Annotated in this window: 20 protein-coding genes, 1 tRNA gene and 2 pseudogenes; 8 read left to right on the top strand and 15 right to left on the bottom strand. The window is 63.1% G+C overall.

All coding sequences use genetic code 11. The features are described 5' to 3' along the window. Positions 1-41 precede the first annotated feature (41 nt). Positions 42-1,265, bottom strand: coding sequence for an ABC transporter permease (locus tag BLS13_RS17355; protein WP_093454005.1), 1,224 nt, complete (start codon positions 1,263-1,265; stop codon positions 42-44). Continuing rightward, positions 1,262-2,188 (bottom strand): ABC transporter ATP-binding protein, encoded by a 927-nt coding sequence (locus BLS13_RS17350; RefSeq protein WP_093454004.1) that lies wholly within the window; start codon positions 2,186-2,188, stop codon positions 1,262-1,264. Before BLS13_RS17350 ends, BLS13_RS17355 begins: the two co-directional genes overlap by 4 nt. Positions 2,189-2,373: 185 nt before the next feature. Between BLS13_RS17350 and BLS13_RS17345 the strand changes: the two genes are divergently transcribed. Beyond that, positions 2,374-4,647, top strand: a complete 2,274-nt coding sequence (locus tag BLS13_RS17345) for a transferrin receptor-like dimerization domain-containing protein (RefSeq protein ID WP_256325951.1) — start codon at positions 2,374-2,376, stop codon at positions 4,645-4,647. A gap of 53 nt (positions 4,648-4,700) precedes the next feature. Here BLS13_RS17345 and BLS13_RS17340 read toward each other — a convergent pair whose 3' ends face one another. From BLS13_RS17340 to BLS13_RS17295, 10 genes are all read right to left on the bottom strand, one after another. Continuing rightward, on the bottom strand, positions 4,701-5,150 hold the full coding sequence (locus BLS13_RS17340; RefSeq protein ID WP_093454002.1) for a DUF1801 domain-containing protein: 450 nt from the start codon (positions 5,148-5,150) through the stop codon (positions 4,701-4,703). Between the two features lie 49 nt (positions 5,151-5,199). Continuing rightward, on the bottom strand, positions 5,200-5,871 hold the full coding sequence (locus BLS13_RS17335) for a glutathione S-transferase family protein (protein ID WP_093454001.1): 672 nt from the start codon (positions 5,869-5,871) through the stop codon (positions 5,200-5,202). A 34-nt stretch (positions 5,872-5,905) separates the two neighbouring features. Next, positions 5,906-7,225, bottom strand: coding sequence for a hypothetical protein (locus BLS13_RS17330; RefSeq protein ID WP_093453999.1), 1,320 nt, complete (start codon positions 7,223-7,225; stop codon positions 5,906-5,908). A gap of 52 nt (positions 7,226-7,277) precedes the next feature. Further along, entirely contained in the window at positions 7,278-11,813 is a 4,536-nt protein-coding gene (gltB, locus tag BLS13_RS17325) for a glutamate synthase large subunit (protein ID WP_093453998.1), read from the bottom strand. Between the two features lie 26 nt (positions 11,814-11,839). Next, positions 11,840-12,316 (bottom strand): hypothetical protein, encoded by a 477-nt coding sequence (locus BLS13_RS17320; protein ID WP_093453996.1) that lies wholly within the window; start codon positions 12,314-12,316, stop codon positions 11,840-11,842. Next, complete coding sequence (locus tag BLS13_RS17315; protein ID WP_093453995.1) at positions 12,313-12,612, bottom strand: nucleotidyltransferase domain-containing protein; 300 nt, start codon at positions 12,610-12,612, stop codon at positions 12,313-12,315. The genes BLS13_RS17320 and BLS13_RS17315 overlap by 4 nt, the downstream gene beginning before the upstream one ends. A 136-nt stretch (positions 12,613-12,748) precedes the next feature. Further along, positions 12,749-13,240, bottom strand: coding sequence for a hypothetical protein (locus tag BLS13_RS17310; RefSeq protein WP_093453993.1), 492 nt, complete (start codon positions 13,238-13,240; stop codon positions 12,749-12,751). Then, positions 13,240-14,679 (bottom strand): NAD(P)-dependent oxidoreductase, encoded by a 1,440-nt coding sequence (locus BLS13_RS17305; protein ID WP_093454040.1) that lies wholly within the window; start codon positions 14,677-14,679, stop codon positions 13,240-13,242. Before BLS13_RS17305 ends, BLS13_RS17310 begins: the two co-directional genes overlap by 1 nt. 161 nt (positions 14,680-14,840) lie before the next feature. Beyond that, positions 14,841-15,638 (bottom strand): undecaprenyl-diphosphate phosphatase, encoded by a 798-nt coding sequence (locus BLS13_RS17300; protein WP_093453992.1) that lies wholly within the window; start codon positions 15,636-15,638, stop codon positions 14,841-14,843. A gap of 3 nt (positions 15,639-15,641) precedes the next feature. Then, complete coding sequence (locus BLS13_RS17295; protein ID WP_093454039.1) at positions 15,642-16,583, bottom strand: complex I NDUFA9 subunit family protein; 942 nt, start codon at positions 16,581-16,583, stop codon at positions 15,642-15,644. Between the two features lie 100 nt (positions 16,584-16,683). Here BLS13_RS17295 and BLS13_RS17290 point away from each other — a divergent pair. From BLS13_RS17290 to BLS13_RS21255, 4 genes and pseudogenes are all read left to right on the top strand, one after another. Then, positions 16,684-16,770: transfer RNA gene (locus tag BLS13_RS17290), tRNA-Leu, on the top strand. Positions 16,771-17,099: 329 nt separating this feature from the next. Beyond that, positions 17,100-17,276, top strand: a pseudogene (locus tag BLS13_RS21265) (Arm DNA-binding domain-containing protein); the annotation flags it as partial. Further along, entirely contained in the window at positions 17,239-17,511 is a 273-nt protein-coding gene (locus BLS13_RS21260; protein ID WP_371128222.1) for a tyrosine-type recombinase/integrase, read from the top strand. The pseudogene BLS13_RS21265 and the gene BLS13_RS21260, both read left to right, overlap by 38 nt. Next, positions 17,483-17,602, top strand: coding sequence for a helix-turn-helix domain-containing protein (locus BLS13_RS21255; protein ID WP_093453990.1), 120 nt, complete (start codon positions 17,483-17,485; stop codon positions 17,600-17,602). Before BLS13_RS21260 ends, BLS13_RS21255 begins: the two co-directional genes overlap by 29 nt. Here the strand turns inward: BLS13_RS21255 and BLS13_RS21120 are convergent. Both BLS13_RS21120 and BLS13_RS21250 read right to left on the bottom strand, forming a co-directional pair. Further along, positions 17,599-17,934 (bottom strand): type IV toxin-antitoxin system AbiEi family antitoxin domain-containing protein, encoded by a 336-nt coding sequence (locus BLS13_RS21120; RefSeq protein WP_256325950.1) that lies wholly within the window; start codon positions 17,932-17,934, stop codon positions 17,599-17,601. The two genes, BLS13_RS21255 and BLS13_RS21120, sit on opposite strands and share 4 nt — an antisense overlap. Positions 17,935-17,959: 25 nt before the next feature. Further along, positions 17,960-18,118: pseudogene (locus BLS13_RS21250) on the bottom strand (type IV toxin-antitoxin system AbiEi family antitoxin domain-containing protein); the annotation flags it as partial. 80 nt (positions 18,119-18,198) lie between these two features. On the opposite strand from BLS13_RS21250, the gene BLS13_RS21245 reads away from it, so the two are divergent. Together BLS13_RS21245 and BLS13_RS17265 are read left to right on the top strand one after the other, a co-directional pair. Then, positions 18,199-18,531 (top strand): helix-turn-helix transcriptional regulator, encoded by a 333-nt coding sequence (locus BLS13_RS21245; RefSeq protein WP_371128221.1) that lies wholly within the window; start codon positions 18,199-18,201, stop codon positions 18,529-18,531. Beyond that, on the top strand, positions 18,528-19,781 hold the full coding sequence (locus tag BLS13_RS17265; RefSeq protein ID WP_093453987.1) for a type II toxin-antitoxin system HipA family toxin: 1,254 nt from the start codon (positions 18,528-18,530) through the stop codon (positions 19,779-19,781). Before BLS13_RS21245 ends, BLS13_RS17265 begins: the two co-directional genes overlap by 4 nt. 540 nt (positions 19,782-20,321) lie before the next feature. Here the strand turns inward: BLS13_RS17265 and BLS13_RS17260 are convergent. Then, the gene (locus BLS13_RS17260) at positions 20,322-20,834 is read right to left on the bottom strand and encodes a VOC family protein (RefSeq protein WP_093453986.1); all 513 of its coding nucleotides are present in this window, start codon (positions 20,832-20,834) and stop codon (positions 20,322-20,324) included. A gap of 188 nt (positions 20,835-21,022) precedes the next feature. Between BLS13_RS17260 and BLS13_RS17255 the strand changes: the two genes are divergently transcribed. Beyond that, positions 21,023-21,484 (top strand): cupin domain-containing protein, encoded by a 462-nt coding sequence (locus tag BLS13_RS17255; protein WP_093453984.1) that lies wholly within the window; start codon positions 21,023-21,025, stop codon positions 21,482-21,484. Positions 21,485-21,582: the final 98 nt, after the last annotated feature.

Raw genomic sequence — 21,582 nt, 5'->3', positions numbered from 1 at the left:
TAATATTATTAAGATACTAGAACTCAATATCTTAGTGATAGTTATTCACTCCCCTTAATAGTTCGCCGCAATGCTGCGAGCAGCCCGCCCTTCGGACCGCCCGATTTGAGCACGCTGCGGCGGAACATCCGCGCGCCGATCGCGATGATCAACGCCACCCAGCCCGCCTGCCACAGGATCGCGATCAGATGCGGCCAGAGTTCGGGCCGCTGGGCCGCCCTTGCGATCATCGCGAAGGGCGAACTCCACGGAAAGATTGCGGCCACGAGCCCGAGCCCGCTGTCGGGGTGGTTGACCGCCATGGCGCCCAGGCCGAACACCCCGACCTGCGCCATCGTCACCGGCATCGATAACGTCTGCACTTCGCGGACCGACGATGCCTGAGCGCCGATCCCCAGGAACAGCGCGCCGAGCAAAAGGTAGCTGGCGATGAAATAGACGATGCCAAGCAGCAGCAGCAATGGCCAGCCTATCGATGGCACGCCCAGCCCGGCGATGAGATTCGGCGCGAACAATGGCACCGCGATCGCGGCAACGCTTCCCCAGATCGCAATCCCGGTGAGCGACATGCCGAGCATCGCCAGCAGCTTGCCGAAGAAGATCGCATCGACAGGCACGGCGGCGGCGAGGATCTCGATCACCTTGTTCGATTTCTCCTCGGTAAGGTTGGACAGCAGCATCCCCGCCAGGATGATCGTCAGCATCACAAGCACGAACTGGGCGCCCCGCGCCGTGGCCTTGCGATCGCTGGCCTCGACCGCCGCCGCGCGATCGATCGGATGCCGGGCGATCGCGAGCGGACGCGGCCGGGCGTGGGCCGCGTCGAGCGCCAGTTCGCGCCGGGCATCATCGAGGATCAATCCCGCCGGGCCATCGTAGCGATCGACCATCCGTGCCGTCCCGGTGAGCACCGGGCTTGCCGGCAGCCCGCTCAGCACCGCTACGACACCCGGGCCGCCCAGCAGGCGGCGGACTTGCGCGGGCTCGTCGCGCGAAGGCGAATGGATGGCGATTTCGGCGATACCGGCGCTCGACAGCCGATCGCTGCTCGCGCGGATCGCAGCCGCCATCTTCCCGTTCGCGATCACCGCGATCGTCGGCTCCGCGCTGTCCTGATCGGATCCGATGCCGATCGCGGCAAATGCCAGCGCGAAGATCAACGGCAGCAACGGCCCGATCAGGAACAGCAGGAAGGTCTTCGAAAAGACGGTTGCCACATAATCGCGGCGGGCGATGACAAAAGCGGCGCGCAGTTTCGCGTTCATATCGTGGCCTCGGCTGCGGCCGGTTCGCCCGCAATCGCGATGAAGGCGTCATGCAGCCCCGGCCGCTCGATCGAGAGGCTATCAATCCCCGCATCGCCCGCGATCAGCGCCGCCAATAAGGGTTCGATCCCACCCTCGGGCAGGTCGAAATGCCACGTCCGGTCCTCCACCGACGCGTCGCGCGGCATCGCGTCTCGCCAGTCACCATCCTGCCGCCGCGTGGTCAGGTGGACCTTCGGCTTCATCCGCGCCCGCGCATCCTCCACCGTGCCCTCGAAGCGCACGACGCCCTTGGCTATGATGGCGATCCGTTCGCACAAACGTTCGGCATGCGCGATCACATGGGTGGAAAAGACGATCGTCGCGCCGCCGGCCGCCTGCGATCGGATCATCGTTTCGAGCCGCTCCTGATTGATCGCGTCGAGCCCCGAAAACGGCTCGTCGAGCACGATCAGCCTGGGCTCATGCACGATCGTTCCCAGCAATTGCACGGTCTGCGCCTGCCCTTTGGAAAGCGTACGGATCGGCCGGTTCGCTGCCTGCGCCAGATCGTGCGCGGCCAGCAGTGCATCCGCCCGCTTCCGCCCGACCTTGAGCGGGAGCCCCCGCAGCGCCCCCATGAAGGCGATCGCCTCGCGCGGCGTCATCGCCGGATAGAGCCCGCGCTCCTCGGGCAGATAGCCGATCCGGGCTGCGGCATCGAGCGGCCGCGCCTCGCCCAGCACGCGCCGACTGCCCTCGTCGGGATCGATGATGCCGAGCAGGGTCCGCAGCAGCGTCGTCTTGCCCGCGCCATTGGCACCGAGCACGCCATAGATCATCCCCGCCGGGACGATGAGATCGATCCCGCCGAGCGCGCGCATGTCGCCGAAATATTTGACCAGGCCATGCGCTTCGATCGCGGGAGAATTGATCACACACATCCTTCCGAAGCGCCTCAAACCCTCCCCATAGGTCGTATCGGATGAGGAAATGTAAAGGCTCGATCCCGGATATCATCGATGCCGCGCGGACTCCGCCTTCGATCCGATGAACCGGCCGCTTAATATCTTCTTGCACCGCGCTCCGCTTCGGACAAACCTGCCGCGACGCAACAGAGGACAGCAACATGATCGAACCGGCACGGCGCACCATGATCCGCAGAATGGCGCGTTCGGCGCTGATGCTGGCGGCCTCCGCCTTGGCCGTGGCGGGTGCTTCCGGCAAGCCGGCCGCTCCTGCCGCGCTTGAAGCCGCGTTCGACGCGCAGATCAGCTCCGCCGACCAGCTCGGCTGGCTCAAGGACATGTCCTCCGCGCCGAACCATGTCGGATCGCCGCACGATAAGGCCAATGCCGAGGCGACCCTGGCGAAGTTCAGGGCCTGGGGTTGGGATGCCCATATCGAGACGTTCGATGTGCTCTATCCGACGCCGATCAGCACCCTGATCGAGATGGTTGCCCCCACGCCGATCCGGCTGGGCGGACAGGAGCCTGCGATCCCCGAGGATGCGACGTCGGCCAACACCGCCGGCGCGCTGCCGCCTTATGTCGCCTTCCAGGGCGACGGCGATGTCACCGCCGACCTGGTGTATGTCAATTATGGCCTGCCCGCCGATTATGACGCGCTCGAGCGGATGGGCGTCAGCGTGAAGGGCAAGATCGCGATCGCGCGCTATGGCGGCGGCTGGCGCGGCCTGAAGCCCAAATTGGCGCAGGAACATGGCGCGATCGGCTGCATCATCTATTCGGATCCCGCCGACGATGGCTATGCGCAGGGCGATTCCTATCCCAAAGGCGGCGCGCGGCCGCCGTTCGGCGTGCAGCGCGGCTCGGTCGCCGACATGACCACCTATCCCGGCGACCCGCTGACCCCGGGCATCGGCGCTGTGCCCGGTGCGAAGCGGCTGACCCGCGCCGAAGCGAAGACGATCCTCAAGATCCCGGTACTGCCGATTTCCTATGGCGATGCCGGCAAGTTGCTCGCCGCGATGGACGGTCCGATCGCGCCCGACAAATTCCGCGGCGCCCTGCCGATCACCTATCATCTCGGCGGCGGCGGCACGGCGAAGGTCCATCTGGCGGTAAAGTCGGAATGGTCGCTCAAACCAGCTTATGACGTCATCGCGAAAATACCCGGCAGCACCCTGCCCGACGAATGGATCGTGCGCGCCAACCATCATGACGGCTGGGTGTTCGGCGCCGGCGATCCGCTGTCGGGCAATGTCGCGATGCTGTCCGAAGCCAAGGCGCTCGGCGCGCTGCTCAAGACCGGCTGGCGCCCGAAACGCACGATCGTCTATGCAAGCTGGGACGCCGAGGAGCCGATGCTGCTCGGTTCCACCGAATGGGCTGAAACCCATGAAGCCGAACTGAAGGCGAAGGCCGTCATCTATATCAACACCGACGGCAATGGCCGCGGGCTGCTCGGCGCCGAGGGCAGCCATGACTGGCAGCATCTGGTGAACGATGTCGCCGGCGGGATCACCGATCCGGAAACCAAAGTCAGCGTCCTCGATCGCAAGCGCGCGAAGATCCGCGCCGATGCCTATGACAAGATCGGCCGTTCCGACGAGGCGGCGCTGAAGGCCGCCGAAGCCGGCGACGACCTGCCGATCGGTGCGCTCGGATCGGGATCGGATTACTCATCCTTCCTCCAGCATCTCGGCCTGTCCGCGCTCAACATCGGCTATGGCGGCGAGGATGAATCGGGCGGCGTCTATCATTCGGTCTATGACAGCTTCGATCATGTGACCAAATGGGACGATCCCGGCCTCGTTTATGGTGCGGTGCTGTCGAAGACGATCGGCCATATCGTGTTGCGCATCGCCGATGCCGATACGCCGCCGCAGCGCTTCGGCGACTTCGCGGCGACGGTGGCGCGCTATCTCGACGAGGTCCGCAAGCTGGCGGACGATCGCCGCGCCGAGGATGGCAAGCGTGAGGCGCTGCTGAAGAAGGGCGCATTCGGCCTTGCCGCCGATCCGCTGCACCCCATCAGCGCGCCGCGCGCGGAGGCGATGACGCCGTTCATCGAACTTGCCCCGCTCGCCAACGCGGTCGAAAAGCTGAAGAAAAGCGCCGCCGCCTATGACACAGCCTATGCGGCGAAGGGCGCCGCCCTCTCCCCCGCCGCCCGCGCCAGGCTCAACGCCGCGCTGCGCGATATCGACCAGCTCCTGCTATCCGAACGCGGGCTGCCGGGACGCGATTGGTACAAGAATCTGATCTACGCCCCCGGCCGCTTCACCGGCTATGGCGCCAAGACCCTGCCCGGCGTGCGCGAAGCGATTGAGGAGCGCCGCTTCGCCGACGCCGATCTCTATGCGAAGCTCACCGGCGAGGTGCTAAGCGCATATGCCGACCGGCTCGATCAGGCGCGCGGGATTGTCGAGGGGCGGTAGATGGTTCGGCAAGAAAATCCCACCTACACTCTATCGTCGAATGAGCTGAACAACTACGGCCGCCTCGGCCGCTGCCGCGCCGACAACGACTTGATGATCAGCCGCCCCTCGCCCGCATCCGGAAACGGTACCTTCGCCGAAGCCACCGCCCGGTCCATCATCGCGCGAATATCCGGCCGGTCGAGATCGTCGGCACCCGCCAATACGATATGGCGCACCGTCGATCCCTGCCCTTTGAGCAACCCCTCGGGATCGGGCAGCCCCGCGCCCTGCAGGAAAAACAGGCTCACCCAGCGCGGATAGACGGCGATCGAGAAGATGCCGTTGGAGGTCTTTTCGCCCGGTGAAAATCCGACCGCCAGCGCGTTGTAATTGTCATAAACGAGCCGGAACGCCTGCGGATAGAGCGCCGTCATCCGCGCCAGCACCGATCGCGCGCAGGCTGCAACGTCGGGTGTGTAGCGGATGATGAAGCTTTCGAGTTCGTCCTCGGGCGTCGCCATCGGCACAAAATGCTGCGAAAGCCGGCCCGGGTCAACACGGCCTCAACGCCTAGAAATCGGGCTTCTCATAATGTTCGGGCGGGCTCACCAGCTCCATCCGGTCGGCGAGCACGCTGCGCAGCGAGCGCCGCGATTTCATCCCCGAATACCACGCCCGCGTTTCCTCATGCCCGCGCCAGTCGAGCCCGCCGAGATAATCGGCGACCGACAGATGCGCGGCGCAGGCAAGATCGGCGAGGCTGATCAGCTGGCCGGCCATCCAGCGTCGGCTCGCGACCAGATAATCGATATAGTCGAGATGGCCGTTGGCCAGCTTCATCGCCTCGCGCAGCGCACCCGCATCGGGGGTCGCGCGGTGAACGATGCGCTTGAGCGCGCGTTCATAGAGCAAGGGCCCGACCACATCGCCGAACAATTTCTCGTCGAAATAAGCGACAAGCCGGCGGACCTCGGCCCGTGCGGCGGCATTGCCGGGAATCATCGACGCACGATCGACGGTCTCTTCCAGATATTCACAGATCGCACCGGAATCGATCAATGTGATCCCCGACGCGTCATCGACGAGCACGGGCGTCTGCCCGCTGGGATTCAGATCGAGAAATTCATCGCGCCGCAACCAGGGCGACTCGCGCACCAGATCATAGCCGACACCCTTTTCCTCCATGAGAAGCCGCACTTTTCGCGAAAAGGGGCAAAGAGGGAATTGGTATAGCTGCCACATGCGGCGCTTAGCCTAGCCGCCCCGCGCAACAATGTCAGCAGCTTGCAGCAATCGATCCACAGGAAAGTGGCTGATCGAATGCCGCTGTCGCTTCTTCCGCCGTAGCAAAGCGATCGTGCGCGATATGGCGCGCCCAATCCGCCAGCCCTGGCTCGCCCGATTGCGCGATCGCCGCCAGATAGGAATCCTCGTCGCCGCGCCCGTTCGCGCGATAATATTTCCAGACGGAAAACACGCCGTCCGAACCGCCGCCGGCGCGCAGCGAACGATCGACACGCTCGTTGATCACCAGCCCGCACTGATACAGCATGTCGATCTCGCCGGCCTTCATGGCGTCAGCAAGCGTCGTCCGGGTCAGCGCCTCGGCGCAGCCCTTGCGGGCGCCGGCAAGCCTGGCATCGAGATAATGCCGCGCATCGGGGATCAGCGCCGCCAGCGCACGATAAGCGAAGGCATCGGCCCCGCCTTCGTTGACCCAGCTCGTCTCGATCAGCTTGCCCTGATGGAGATGCCCCGCCTCATGCGCGAAGAAGAAGGCCACCTGCCAGGCGAAATCGGGTTTCGCCATCCGCTCGGGCCAGCCCGGCCCATAATAATGGATGAACACCTGCCCCGGCAGCGTGCCGCCCTGGCTGCCATGGCCATGGGGATAGACTGGCTCATAGGAAGCGAACAGCATCGGCTTTGCGTCGAGAGGTGCGACATGCTCAGAGAAATAGTCCATAAAGCGTGGAAAGATCGACGATAGAGGCGCGCGCACCGGCTCGGGCAACCCGGCATCGACGATCGCCAGGACATGCGGCGTTTCGATCGGCCTTGTCGGGCCGATATAGACGTTGGTCCCGTCATCCCTGTCAATCCAGCGCGCCTCGCGCTTTGTCGCCTGGCCATGGACGAAAATCTCGGTTCTCGCCGAACCGGTGAACCGCATCGACCATTCAGGATCGCTTCCACATCGATCGGGGCAGGCAAAGAAGCGGCCACTATGGAAGAGCAGGCCGCCATCGGAAAAGGGCGAGAACGGCGCATAATCCTTTGGCAGATAGACATAATCCGGCGTCAGGCTGACCGCGACCGCAGCAAATGGCCTGCCGTCCCTGCGGCGGATCAGCTCCTCATGGTCGACGACGACGATTTCGAACGCGGGATCGGTCGCGCGCCACAGACGCGCCCGGCTGTCGTCCGGGTTGCGCGCGAAGACCATGCGAGTTGCGGGACGGGAAAGCGCATAACGGGCTTCCCACAGCCTTACCGATAGCGGCCGAAGAACGATCCGAACGTCAGGCGACGGCGCGGCGGCGGCCAGCACCGCCACCGCCAAAGCCCCGAGCAACACCCTGATCACCCGCCGCATAGTGCGCCTGTGTTGCAAAGTTCCTCCCCGAGCTTGTCTCGGGGAGGAACTTTCACTCCGCCGCCGCCACCTCAACATCCGCATCGTTCAGCGGATGGGTAAGCCGGCTCAGCATCTCCTTCGGGCAGACCTGCCAGATCCGGTCGCGCCAGCGGTCCCAATCGTCGAGGATCGCATGCGCCCATCTGCTGTCGGTCATCACCGAATGCTCGGCGATCAACGCCTTGCAACGCGTCTCCCAATATTCGGACGCCAGTCGCTGCCAGACGATGCTTTCGGGATTGGCGCGGCTGGCAAATTCGCCATGCTCGTCGAGCACGAACGCCATGCCGCCGGTCATCCCCGCGCCGAAATTTTCGCCGACCCGCCCGAGGATCACCGCGGTGCCGCCGGTCATATATTCGCAGCCATTGGCGCCGCAGCCCTCGACGACCACGGTCGCGCCCGAATTGCGCACCGCGAACCGCTCGCCCGCCTGCCCCGCCGCGAACAATTTGCCCGCGGTCGCGCCATAGAGCACGGTGTTGCCGATGATCGTGTTCATCCGCGTCTCCAGCGGCGACGACACCATCGGCCGCACCGCGATGATCGCGCCGGAGAGGCCCTTGCCGACATAGTCGTTCGCATCGCCGAACACTTCGAGCGTCATCCCCTTGACGCCGAACGCGCCGAGCGACTGGCCCGCGCTGCCGCGCAACCGGATATGGACATGGCCGTCGGCGAGGCCCGACATACCAAACCGCTGGGTGATCTCGGCCGACAGCCGCGTTCCCACCGCGCGATGGGTGTTGCGCACCGTGTAGGTGAGCTGCATCTTCTCACGTCGCGCGAACACCGAATGCGCGTCCTGGATCATCTGCGCATCGAGGCTGTCTGGCACTTCGTTGCGGAAGGTATCGATGTTGAACCGGCGCTTTTCGTTCGGCGCATCGACCTTGGCGAGGATCGGGTTGAGATCGAGATCGTCGAGATGCTCGGCGCCCCGGCTCACCTGCCGCAGCAATTCGGTGCGGCCGATGATCTCGTCGAGCGAGCGCACGCCGAGCCGCGCCAATATCTCGCGCACTTCCTCGGCGATGAAGGTCATCAGGTTGATCACCTTCTCGGGCGTGCCGACGAACTTCTTACGCAGATCCTCATTCTGCGTGCAGACGCCCACCGGGCAGGTGTTCGAATGGCATTGCCGCACCATGATGCAGCCCATCGCCACCAGCGACAATGTGCCGATGCCGAACTCCTCCGCACCCAGGATCGCCGCGATCACGATGTCGCGTCCGGTCTTGAGGCCGCCGTCGGTGCGCAGCTTGACCCGGTGCCGCAACCCGTTGAGGGTCAGCACCTGATTGGTCTCGGACAGCCCCATTTCCCACGGCGTGCCGGCATATTTGATCGAGGTCTGCGGAGACGCGCCGGTGCCGCCGACATGGCCGGCGACCAGGATGACGTCGGCATGCGCCTTCGCGACGCCGGCCGCGACCGTACCTATGCCCGCCGACGAGACCAGCTTCACGCACACCCGCGCGCGCGGATTGATCTGCTTGAGGTCGTAAATGAGCTGCGCCAGATCCTCGATCGAATAGATGTCATGATGCGGCGGCGGCGAGATCAGCATCACCCCCGGCGTCGAATGCCGGAGCTTGGCGATCATCTCGGTCACCTTGAAACCGGGCAATTGCCCGCCCTCGCCGGGCTTGGCGCCCTGCGCGACCTTGATCTCCAGTTCCTCGGCGGCGCCCAGATATTCGGCCGTCACGCCAAACCGACCGGACGCGACCTGCTTGATCACCGAATTGGCATTGTCGCCATTTTCATAAGGCGTGTAGCGGCTCGGATCCTCGCCGCCCTCGCCCGACACCGCCTTCGCGCCGATCCGGTTCATCGCGATCGCCAGCGTCTCATGCGCCTCGGGGCTGAGCGCGCCCAAGGACATGCCCGGCGTCACGAAACGTTTGCGGATTTCGGTGATCGCCTCGACCGAGTCGATCGCTATCCCCTCGCGCGCCCAGTTGAACTCGAGCAGATCGCGCAGATAGACCGGCGGCAGATCGCGCACCCCGCGCGAAAATTGCAGATAGGTCGAGTAACTGTCGGTCGCGACGGAGGACTGCAACAGATGCATCAGCTGCGCCGAATAAGCATGCGTCTCGCCGCCCGCGCGCTGGCGGTAGAAGCCGCCGACCGGCAGGCTGACGACGACATCGTCATAAGCCGCCTCATGCCGCAGCACCGCCGCATATTGCAGCGACGCATAGCCCTCGCCCGAAATCTTCGCCGGCATGCCGGGGAACAGATCGTTGACGAGCGCGCGGCTCAAACCCACCGCCTCGAAATTATAACCGCCGCGATAAGAGGAGATCACCGCGATCCCCATCTTCGACATGATCTTGAGCAGCCCGTCGTCGATCGCCTTGCGATGCCGCTTGAGCGCCTCGCTCAGGCTGATGTCGCCGAAGAGGCCGCGCGCATGACGATCGGCGATCGCCGCTTCGGACAGATAGGCGTTCACCGTCGTCGCGCCGACGCCGATCAGCACCGCATAATAATGCGTATCGAGGCATTCGGCCGAACGCACGTTGACCGACGCATAGGAGCGCAGCCCCTTGCGGACGAGATGGGTGTGCACCGCCGCCGCCGCGAGCACCATCGCGATCGCGATCCGCTCCGGCCCGACATATTCGTCGGTCAGGAACAGTTCGGACTTGCCCTCGCGCACTGCGGTTTCGGCCTCGCTCCGCACGCGCGCGATCGCATTGCGCAGCGCATCGGGGCCGCCATTGGCGTCGAAGGTGCAATCGATCTCGGCGGTCTGCGACCCATAATAGGCCTTGAGCGTATGCCAGTCGCGGCTGTGCAGCACCGGACTGTCGAGCATCAGCACGCCGGTCTGCTGCGCCCCGGTGTCGAGGATGTTGGCGAGGTTGCCGAACCGCGTCGTCAGGCTCATCACGCGGGTTTCGCGCAAGCTGTCGATCGGCGGGTTGGTGACCTGACTGAAATTCTGGCGGAAGAAATGGCTGATCAGGCGCGGCTTGTCCGAAATAACGGCCAGAGGCGCGTCATCGCCCATCGATCCGATCGCTTCCTTGGCATCCTCGATCTGCGGGGACAGGATCAGCTCCATATCCTCCATCGTTTGCCCCGCCGCGACCTGACGGCGCAGCAGCTCAGCCCGCTCCCAGCGCGGCACCATGTCCTCGGCCGGTGCCGGCAGATCGCGCAGATGGATGAAGTCCTTCACCCATTCGGCATAAGGCTGTTCGGCGGCGATCCGATCCTTGATCTCCTCATCGCTGTAGAGCTTGCCCTCCTCCAGATCGATCGCGATCATCTGGCCCGGGCCCATCCGGCCCTTGGCGACGATGGTGCTTTCGGGCACCACCACCATGCCGGTTTCGGAGCCGACGATCAGCAGATTGTCCGCCGTCCGCGTCGTGCGCAGCGGCCGCAGCGCGTTGCGATCGACCCCGGCCACCACCCAGCGGCCATCGGTCATCGCGAGCGCCGCCGGCCCGTCCCACGGCTCCATCACCGAGGCGAGATAGCTATACATCGCGCGGCGCGGCGCGGGCATGTCGGTGCTGTTCTGCCAGGCTTCGGGCACCAGCATCAGCTTGGCGGTCGGCGCGTCGCGGCCCGAACGGCAGATCGCCTCGAACACCGCGTCGAGCGCGGCCGTGTCCGACGCGCCGGCCGGGATCAATGGCTTGATCTCTTCCGAATGCTCGCCGAAGGCGAGGCTCGCCATCTTGATCTCGTGGCTCTTCATCCAGTTCTTGTTGCCGCGGATCGTGTTGATTTCGCCGTTATGCGCGAGGTTGCGGAACGGCTGCGCCAGCCACCATTGCGGAAAGGTGTTGGTCGAATAGCGCTGATGGAAGATCGCGACCCGGCTGACGAAGCGCTCGTCCTTGAGATCGGGGTAGAAGACCGACAATTCCTCGGCGAGGAACAGTCCCTTGTAGATGATCGAGCGCGCCGACAACGAACAGATATAGAAACCCTGGATCTGCGCCGCGACCACCTTGCGCTCGATGCGCCGGCGGATGAGGTAAAGATTCTTCTCAAACTCCTCGATCGACATCTGATCGGGCATCGGCCCGGCGATCATGATCTGCTCGATCTCGGGCCGCGTCAGCAAGGCCTTCTCGCCGATCACCGATACGTCGACCGGCACCTGCCGCCAGCCATAGATGGTATAGCCGAAATCGATAATCTCGCTCTCGACGATCGTCCGGCACGTCTCCTGCGCGCTGAGATCGGTGCGCGGCAGGAAGATCATGCCCACCGCGAGCCGGTTCGGCCGCGGCTTATGCCCGGCATATTCGATCGCATCGTCGAAGAAGCGCGCTGGCAGATCGACATGGATGCCGGCGCCATCGCCGGTCTTGCCATCGGCATCGACCGCGCCGCGATGCCACACCGCCTTCAGCGCATCGATCGCCGCGGCGACCACACGCCGCGAGGCCTTGCCGTCTGTGGCAGCCACGAGGCCGACGCCGCAGGCATCGCCTTCATATTCGGGGCGATACATGCCCTCGCGGGCGAGGCGTTCGTGCTCGGGGGTGGGGAATGCGAAATCGTCGGTCATGTCAGGAGACCTTTCGTGCGAATATGTCATTGGGATGCGAGCCCCTTTTGCTGAAGCCACGCATCGAAGGCGGTGAGGATCCCGTGCAATAAAGGCATCAGCCCCCAGCACTCATTCAACCGGCGGACCTGTTCGCCCTCATCGACCGGATATTCATGCGCAAGCCGATTACGCAGCCTGACGGCGACCATCCACTCTTCCGCCTTGTCGAGCAGCGCGCGCTTTTCGAGCCAGTCACCGATATCGCGATGGGTCAGAGATGTCGCGTCCACACCCTCCCAACTCGCACTCGCCCGTGCAAGCCGCGCGATCAGATCCTGCAACTGTTCGAAACGCTTGATGAACGCAACCGCAGCGGTGCGCTCGATCAGCGGCAAGGCCGATACGTCCGCACCCTGATACGGCATGACTCCACCCAGCATCGGCATCAGTTCCGTCGCACCGGCCGCAACGCGCCGGCAACGCAGCAACGCCTGCGCGATGACCAGTTCGACATCGCTCATGACAGCAACACCGCCTCACGCGCGACCATTTGCGCGAACGCCGACGGTGGGCTGCCGCGAACCATGAACAGAAGATCGACCTTACGCTCGTCGATCCGCGCAAACAGCGCATCAAGGAACCGCGATTCATGCACGATATCCTGCTGTCCGTCTTCGACCTCGACGATCAGATCGATATCGCCGCCACGTTTGCTGTCATCGACCCGGCTGCCGAACAGGCGAACGACGGCATCCGGCCCGAACGCTTCGCGCGCGGCGGCGTTGATCGCGTCGACCTCATCCGGCTTCAGCCGCATTGGCAGTTGTCCTTTCTGGCCGGCACTGTCCAAATGCCGCCGATGCCGATGGTGTGACGGCCATATTCAGATCTGCACATGTCCTCGCCGGCGAAGCACTCATGCTCGGATTCCATGCCTGACAAATAGGAGCTGCTCACTTGGCGGCTCCTTTCCCAACCTGCTCAAAAGCGGCCGCGAGCGCTTCTGTCGCAGCCTTTTTCAAGAGCGGCTCCGTCTTGGCCTGCATTATGGGCCCAACTTTCATCATCAGCGGCATTATTGCGGCGCGATCACGGTTCAGAAATGCCTGTTTGGCGGCTTGGAGTTCCTGGGGTGTCAGAGCTGCCTGATAAGAAGAGGCCAGGTTCTCAGCCCATTCCGGACCATAGCGATCGACGACTTTGCCGGTTTCGTCGCGGATGAGAGAAGCCGCCTTCTCTTGTCCAATCTGCTTTACGATAATGGCGGCTGTCGTGGATTGCGAAATCGCCGCCAACACCATCGCGCGCATCTGCTCTCGCGGCGCCATCGACGCAGAAACTTCATGAGCTAAGTCTGCCGTCGTAGGATTAGGTTTTTCGTCTGTAGCTGCAAGCGACGGAGCGCCTGCCACAAAAAGCAGCGAACCGATCAGAATAAATCGCATCACGCCGCCACCTTCTGCTTCGCCTTGGCCTTCAGATAGGCATACATCCGATCGGCCACGTCGCGCCCGTCGCGGATCGCCCACACCACCAGCGAAGCGCCGCGCACGATATCGCCCGCCGCGAACACGCCGTCGAGGCTGGTCTGCATCGTCTTGTGATCGACCCTGAGCGTTCCCCAGCGCGTCACCGACAGTTCGGGCGCGCCGAACATGCCGGGCAGATCCTCGGGATCGAAGCCCAAAGCCTTGATCACCAGATCGGCATCGAGCCGGAATTCGGTGCCGGGATCGGGCTCGGGCGCGCGCCTGCCCGAGGCATCGGGCTGGCCGAGCCGCATCTTGATCGCGCGCACGCCGCTCACGCCTTCGGTGCCATCGAACGCTTCAGGCGCGGACAGCCAGACGAATTCGACGCCCTCCTCTTCCGCATTCTTGGTTTCGCGTTGCGAGCCCGGCATATTGGCGCGGTCGCGGCGATAGAGGCACTTCACCGATGTCGCGCCCTGCCGCACGGCGGTGCGCACGCAATCCATCGCGGTGTCGCCGCCGCCGATCACGACGACATTCTTGCCCTCGGCATTGAGCGAACCATCGTCGAACGCGGCCACGGCGTCACCGAAGCCCTTGCGGTTCGATGCGGTCAGATAGACCAGCGCATCGATCACCCCCGGCGCGCCGACGCCGGGCGCCTTGATCGCACGCGGCTTATACACGCCGGTTGCGATCAGCAGCGCGTCATGCTTTGCGCGCAGCTGCTCGAGCGTCGCATCCTTGCCGACCTCGAAACCGTGATGGAAGACGATGCCGGCGTCCTTCAGCCGATCGACCCGCCGCATCACGACGGGCTTTTCGAGCTTGAACCCCGGAATGCCATAGGTCAGCAGCCCGCCCGCGCGATCGTGCCGATCATAGATGTGCACCTCATAACCGCGCGCGCGCATCAACTCCGCGGTGGTGAGCCCCGCCGGCCCTGCCCCGATCACGCCGACCGACTGGCCGCGCGCCGGGCCGACCTTGACCGGCTCGACCCAGCCCTGCTCCCACGCCGTATCGGTGATATATTTCTCGACCGATCCGATCGTGACCGCGCCGTGCCCCGAAAATTCGATGACGCAATTGCCCTCGCACAGCCGGTCCTGCGGGCAGATGCGGCCGCAAATCTCGGGCATCGTCGAGGTGGCGTTGGACAGCTCATAGGCCTCGCGCAGCCGCCCCTCGGTGGTCAGCTTCAGCCAGTCCGGAATATGGTTGTGCAACGGGCAATGCGTCGAGCAATAAGGCACGCCGCATTGCGAGCAGCGCGACGCCTGCTCCTCGGCCTTGGCATCGGCATAGCGGGCGGAGATTTCGCCGAAATCGTCGGTGCGCGCATCGGGCGCGCGCTTGGCAGGATAGTCCTGCCCCAGCCCCACGAATTTCAGCATCGGTTCGTTCGCCATCGAAATGCCCTCCGTCATGGAGGATATTTCACGAAAAACGCCCGGAGTCACGCGCTTTCAGCAATATAGGTAAGCTATAATGACCTATATGTTGCGCCGCCCACCGTAAGTCGTTGCCAAATAACGATGAGCCGCAAATCAATGGTTCCGTATCGGACCTATCACATGAGCAGCCATAGCATCGCAACCCCGCCGACGATGATTCGATACCAGGCAAACGGCGCGAATCCGTGGCGCATCACCACATTCATGAACCAGCGAATCACCAGCATTGCGACAAGGAACGAAACGAGAAATCCGATCGCGATATCGGATAGCTGGCTGTCGCCCAGATTGTGCCGCGCCTTCCATAGCGCCAGCGCCGTCGCACCCAGCATCGTCGGAACCGCCAGGAAAAAACTGTACTCCGCTGCCGTCTTGCGTTCGACGCCAAGCGCCAGCGCGCCCATGATCGTCGCACCCGACCGGCTAACCCCTGGGATCATCGCAAGGCACTGAAACACACCGATCCCGAACGCCGTGTTCAGCGGCATCGCCTCCACACTGTGCACCGAAAAGCGGCGCGCCATTCGTTCGATCATCAGAATGGCGACGCCGCCGACGATCAGCGCGACCGCCACCACCATGGGCTGGGTGAGCAATGCCTTGATCATGCGATAGGCAATCGCGCCGACCAGGGCGGCGGGCAGAAAGCCGATCAGCACGTTGCAGGTGAAGCGGATCGCCTGCTTATCACGCGCAAACAAGCCTGCCAGAACGGCGGCAAACTTGTGACGATAGAGTACGACCACCGCCAGGATCGCGCCGAGCTGGATCACGATATCGAAGGTTTCGCTTCCTTCGGGCACCTTCATGATCTCGCCGGCGAGGATCAGGTGCCCGGTCGACGACACCGGCAAAAACTCGGTCACCCCCTCGACGACGCCGAGGAGGATCACCGACAGCAACGACATAGCCATCGCTTATTGCACCGCCGATTTCGTGTTCACGGTGAAACGGCCGTGCAGGCGATATTGCACCAGCCAGGCGGGCGCGACGGCCTCCATCGGCGTCGGCGCGATCCCGAACGCCTCCAGCCCGGCCGCGCCCGGCGCCACGACGTTGTCGGTCAGCAGCATCTGCCACTGATCGCCGGTGATCGGCGCGCCCGGCACAAAGGATCCGATCGCCGCGATGATCGCGCCTACCGCATCGGGCACGGGCACGAAATTGGGTTTGCGCCCTGTCGCTTTGGCGATCCACTCGTTCAGCCCCTGCATCGTCACGACCTCGGGCCCGCCGAGCTCGAAGGTATTGCGCGCATAAAGGTCGGGCTCGAGTGCCGCCGCCGCGATAGCCTTGGCGACATCGGATGCCCACACCGGCTGCAGCTTCGCGTTCCCGCGCAACACCGGCACGAACGGCATCATCTGCATCTTGGCAAAGCGATTGATGAAGCCGTCTTCCTGCCCGAAGATCACCGAGGGCCGCACGATCGTCGCCGCGGGGAATGCGCTTTTCACCGCCGCTTCGCCGGCCGCCTTGCTGCGGCCATAAGCCGAACCCGATTCGGCATCGGCGCCGATCGCCGACACCTGCACGAAGGTGGTCGACCCCGCCGCCTTCGCCGCCTTGGCGACATTGGCCGCGCCGACATGATGGATCCGATCGAAATCGCCCTTCAATATACCGACGAGATTGACGACGCTGTCCGATCCATGGACCGCCCTGGCCACGCTGGCCGGCTTGGTCACGTCGGCCGCCACGAACTGCGTCTGCCCCAGCCCGCCCAGCGGCTTCAGGAACCATGCGTCGGAAGGGTCGCGCTCGGCGATGCGCACGCGAGCCCCCGCCTTCAGCAGTTCCTGCGCGACATAACGGCCCAGAAATCCGCCACCGCCAAACAATGTCACCAGCCGGCCCATCGCCAAATCCTTCATATTTTCGATGAAGCCGCATTGCCCTGCACGGAAGCGGTTGACAAGACACAAGCCTCGCCGCTATCCGCCCGGCCTCACTCCTGATGCCCAGGTGGTGGAATTGGTAGACGCGCTGGCTTCAGGTGCCAGTGACCGCAAGGTCGTGGAGGTTCGAGTCCTCTTCTGGGCACCATTTGTTCTCCTGGGCACGTCCAGGGACATCCAGCAAGCGGCTGGTTTCACAGCATTTTTTCGGTGAGAATCGCCGGCAACCGTCCGGGGCGATCCACCCGAATCCGGCACAAGACCACCACATTTGTTGGTGTTTTTGTTGGTGCTGGATCGACCCGGCAAAGCTGGGACCAACACGATGCTGACTCACATCCAAATCACTTCCGCCAAGCCCACGGCGAAGCCCTTTAACCTCTCGGATTCGCAGGGCCTTTTCCTGACCGTCCAGCCAACGGCTCGAAACTATGGCGGCTTAGCTATCGCTACCTCGGTCGGCAGAAGACCCTTCACCTCGGACCCTGGCCCGAGGTGAGCCTGGCCGACGCCCGCGTTCGCCGGGACGAGGCACGCAAGCAGATCGCGGCCGGGCTGGATCCCGCCCAGGAGAAGACTCACGGCGATTGCGCTCAGGTTGTCACCGCATCTTTTCGTGCGGCCAGGCGAACTGCGCCAAGCCGAATGGACTGAATTCGACATCAGTGGTGCAATCTGGTCGCTGCCACCCGAGAAGATGAAGATGCGCCGGCCGCATCGGGTGCCGCTTTCGCGCCAGGTGCTCGCCATGCTGGAGGAGTTGCGTCCGCTTACGGGAGACGGCCGATTCCTCTTTCCGTCATTTCGGTCGCCCCGGCAGTGCATGTCCGAGAACACCATAAATGCTGCGCTGAGGCGCCTTGGTTATCGGCCGTTCGACCCTGTATGAGCTTATCCAATCCGGCGAGATCGAAACCGTCAAGATCGGGCGATCCACGTTCATCCCCTACCGATGCATCAAGCGATTGGTAGAGCGCTAGCAGGTGAGAGCTTCCAGATAAGGCCGCATGATACGCCATGCGCCGCCGGCGATGGCCGCTTGCGCGATCACGCCCGGGGTCGCTCTGCGCTGGGCAAGGGCCGCGCGCAGCCCCTCCACCGCAATGGAGCGTTCGACCAGCCTGGAGTTTCGAAACAGATCGGCGAGCGTTTTCGGAACCGAGTAGACCGGGACGCTAACGCCCGAGATCATGTGATGCTCGACGCCTTGATGGAGATATTTCTCGCTGAGCCGGATAATCCGCGTGGGAGGATAGAAAGCGACGGGCGACCAGTCTCCGCGGCCGATCGCAACCCACACTCTGCGCGGCATCAATCGGCGCGTCCGGGCGCTGATAAAGTCCACGCGCGACCCGCTCGATCTCGCCGGCCTTCACCGCACGCGCGATCGTTTCCGAGGCTATTCCGGCGCTGCGAAGTTCCCGAGCACGCAGAAGGGCGCTGCATTGGAGCAAGCGCGTCAGGCGATCACGCTGGTTCGCGGTGTCGGTGGCCATGTGACAATTCCTATGATAAAATTAAAATATATCAAGGTTTTGTCACATGGCTTTTCCCGGGCTGATTTCGTAGAGTTGCCATGAAATTCCCGATCGGGAATAATTCGGCCCTTCGAAGATCCGTTCGTCAGAAAATTTCCCGATCGGGAATAATTGCCTTGTTTAGGCGGGCGGGATCGATTATATTCCCGCTCGGGAAAATGGATAGCAACGCACTCGGCAGGATCGTTCGGGAAGAACGGAAGGCGCAAGGGTTGCGGCAGCAAGAGCTCGCCGCAGCTTGCGGTGTCGGAGTGCGCTTCATCGTCGACCTGGAGGCAGGCAAGCCGACGCTGCAATTGGGCAAGGCATTGCAGGTTCTTGCGGCCCTCGGCTGCGATGTTTCCATTGCAACGCCGGCACGCATCAAATGAGCAAGCAGCTTTCCATATGGTGGGGCGGTAAGGTCGCCGGATTCCTGCACCTCAACGACTATGGCGACATGGGGTTCAGCTACGCACCCGAATGGCTCGAAGACACCGATGCACCAGCGCTGTCTTTCTCGTTGCCAAAGCAGGTGGAGCCGTTCAGCAGACGGGTATGTCATTCCTTCTTCGGCGGTATTCTGCCGGAAGAGGGGCAGCGTAGCGCCATCGCCAGGGCATTAGGCGTTTCGGCCGGGAATGAATTCCAGTTGCTGGAGCATCTCGGCGGCGAAATCGCCGGCGCACTGATGCTGTTACCGGAAGGTCAGCTCCCACCAGCACCTGCGAGCGGAGCGCCCGACATTCTTGATGATGAGCATTTGCTGCAACTACTGCAGCATCTGCCGATGAGACCCATGCTCGCTGGTGAAGGCGGTCTGCGCCTATCCCTGGCGGGCGCGCAGTCCAAGCTGCCCGTCCTGCTGATCGACGATCATATCGCGCTCCCGGCACCGGGGCAGCCCACCAGCCATATTCTCAAGCCACCGATCGCGCGGTTCGAGCAGACGACCGAGAACGAATATTACTGCATGACCTTGGCCCGAGAGATCGGGCTGGACGTGGCATCGGTCACCATGCGGCGGGTCCGGGATCAATCCTTCCTGCTGATCGAGCGTTACGACCGAACTCGGGACGCCGACGGCCGATTGGTTCGCCTTCATCAGGAAGATTTTGCCCAGGCGTTGGGCGTCCCGTCACAGCGCAAATATGCCAGCGAAGGCGGCCCCACGTTCAAGGACAGCTTCGCTCTGCTACGCCAGGCCGCCACCCGCCCCGCGCGCGACATATTGAAGATGGCGGATGCGGCCATCTTCAATTTGATCATCGGCAATGCCGATGCGCACGCCAAGAATTTCAGCCTGCTGCACATCGATGGGGCAATCCGGCTGGCGCCGCTCTATGACCTACTTTCCACGGTCCCCTATCGCGATCTGTCGCCCAAGCTGGCGATGAAAATTGCGAAGAAGGCGACGCTGGAAGAGATCGAATCGCGCCACTGGGATCAGTTCGCGGAGGACGTCAACATAGGTGCCCCTTATCTTCGGCGTCGCATACGGCAGTTGTGCGAAGCGACCTTGGCGCAATTGGATGCGCCCGACAGCAGCCTGAAACAGAGGCTGCCAGGCAGTGAGAACTTTGCCAGGTTTGCCGATCTGATTGCTGATCGAGCCAGGCGCTTGCTCATCAAGGCGGGATGACTCGGCCAGCCTCTGGGCTTGGGTCGAGACGCCCCGAGCGTTCGGATTTTAGGTTATTGTGCTGCGCGGAAATTAGGTTTTCGTGCCGATCAACGCCTGGAGCGAATCACGCGGCTGACGGACTCAATTTCGCGCTTGAACATGCTCCGAGGGACTCGAACCTCCGAAGCAAAAAGTCCCAGGGTATCGATTATGGTATCGACCCACACCAATCATAGTAAAATATTGAATTATAATGATAAATATGCCATTTTCGAGTCCCTCTTCTACCATTTTCTTCTTAAAGCCTTGAAAATGCTTTAAGAACTGCAAGTGACAAACAGCCTAATGCTCCGAAGGTACAAAAGGTAGTACAAACGCCTGTGTCCTGAGTTCTCGTGACTGGGAACGAGCTAAAACACTCGCCGAGGCCCAACCCTTCGATGCTCCCGGCGCCATGGCGCGCCACCAGGCCGACGGCAGATCACCCCCGAAGTATCACCTCGGCATCGGATCAAAATAATCATTTGAGAAAATGCACGTGCTCCCGGTTTCCTGGAATCACAATGGTCGCGCGGGCGCCGGCCAGCCCGGTACGTTCTGAGGCATGTGGGGCATCCTCACGGTGTCAGGGTCGGGGAAATAGAGATATTCGAGGTAGTGGCCGAGGTCCTCTCGAGCGTCGAGATAGCGAGCCATGGTGCCCATCACGGTCAGGGAAAGCGCCAATTTCAATCCGTTGGCCTGACCCTCCGCCAATTTTGACTGCATCTCCTTCTCGGTCTCGACGTGGATACCCATGTGGTGGAACTTCATGGCGAAGCCTCTGTCCGTCGGCAGCCATTCCCGCCAAAGCGCGTCCGCGCCACCCTTCGGCTGGATGAGTTCCAGCCAGATCGGCCCGACCCAGGCGTGGGCATTATGCAGAACGACGTTGGAGCCATCATCGAGGGACATCGTCTGTGGGTTCGGGCGCCAGAACTGGTTGACGCCGAAGCGCCGGCCCATCACCCGGCACGCCTCGTCGATGTCGTTGGTGACATAGGCATGCTGGAGTACATCGCCCAGGATCATGGATGCCTCTCCTTTTCGGCTTTTCCCAGCCTACAGGATCGAGCGGGGACCGTACAATCCCGAAGGCCTGAATGAACTGGGTATCGGAAGAATTGCGCGCGGCAGAAGGGTGAAGTGCGCCGCGCTGGACGAATGGCGTCTTCCCGTACATCCTGCCGCGATAAACGGCTGAACAGGGAGATGGGCCTATGCGCCGTATAGTTGTCGGCAAGGACGCCAGCGGCCGTTCCTGCGTGCTGGAGGCGAGCGAGGTAAAGCCGGCTGAGGTGCGCGGTTCGCTGCGGATCTCCGCGACCGCACTCTTCGCCATAGCGCAAAGCCCGCCGCCGCCCTGCGATCCGGGAACCAGCCATTATGGGCCCAGGAGCGTCGGGCCCGGCCACTTCAATATGGTCCTGATCGAACACGCCGCCTACGATCCGGCGACCGAGCCAGCCCCCACGCCGGACCTGCACTGGCGCGACACGATCGATATCGTCCATGTGCTGGAGGGAGGGGGTGCCATGCTGTTGGGCGACGGCGAGTTTCCCCTCGGCATCGGCGACACGATCTACATGCCCGGAAGCGACCACAAGTTCCTGCCCGGCCCGCGCGGCGCAAAGCTGATTGCCTTTTCGGTCGGGACGCCGCCTGCCCTCGGAATTCCTTGACGATACACTCGACCGGTCAGGGCTCGGCAATTTAACCATCCTGCGCACCGAACCTGATCCGACCGTCGATCACGGAATTACGGCCCGTGGCTTGCGCG

This window comes from Sphingomonas sp. YR710 (assembly GCF_900101455.1).
GTDB lineage: Bacteria > Pseudomonadota > Alphaproteobacteria > Sphingomonadales > Sphingomonadaceae > Rhizorhabdus.
The sequence above is the reverse complement of the archived record's forward strand: the minus strand, read 5'-3'. Positions and strand labels throughout refer to the sequence as shown.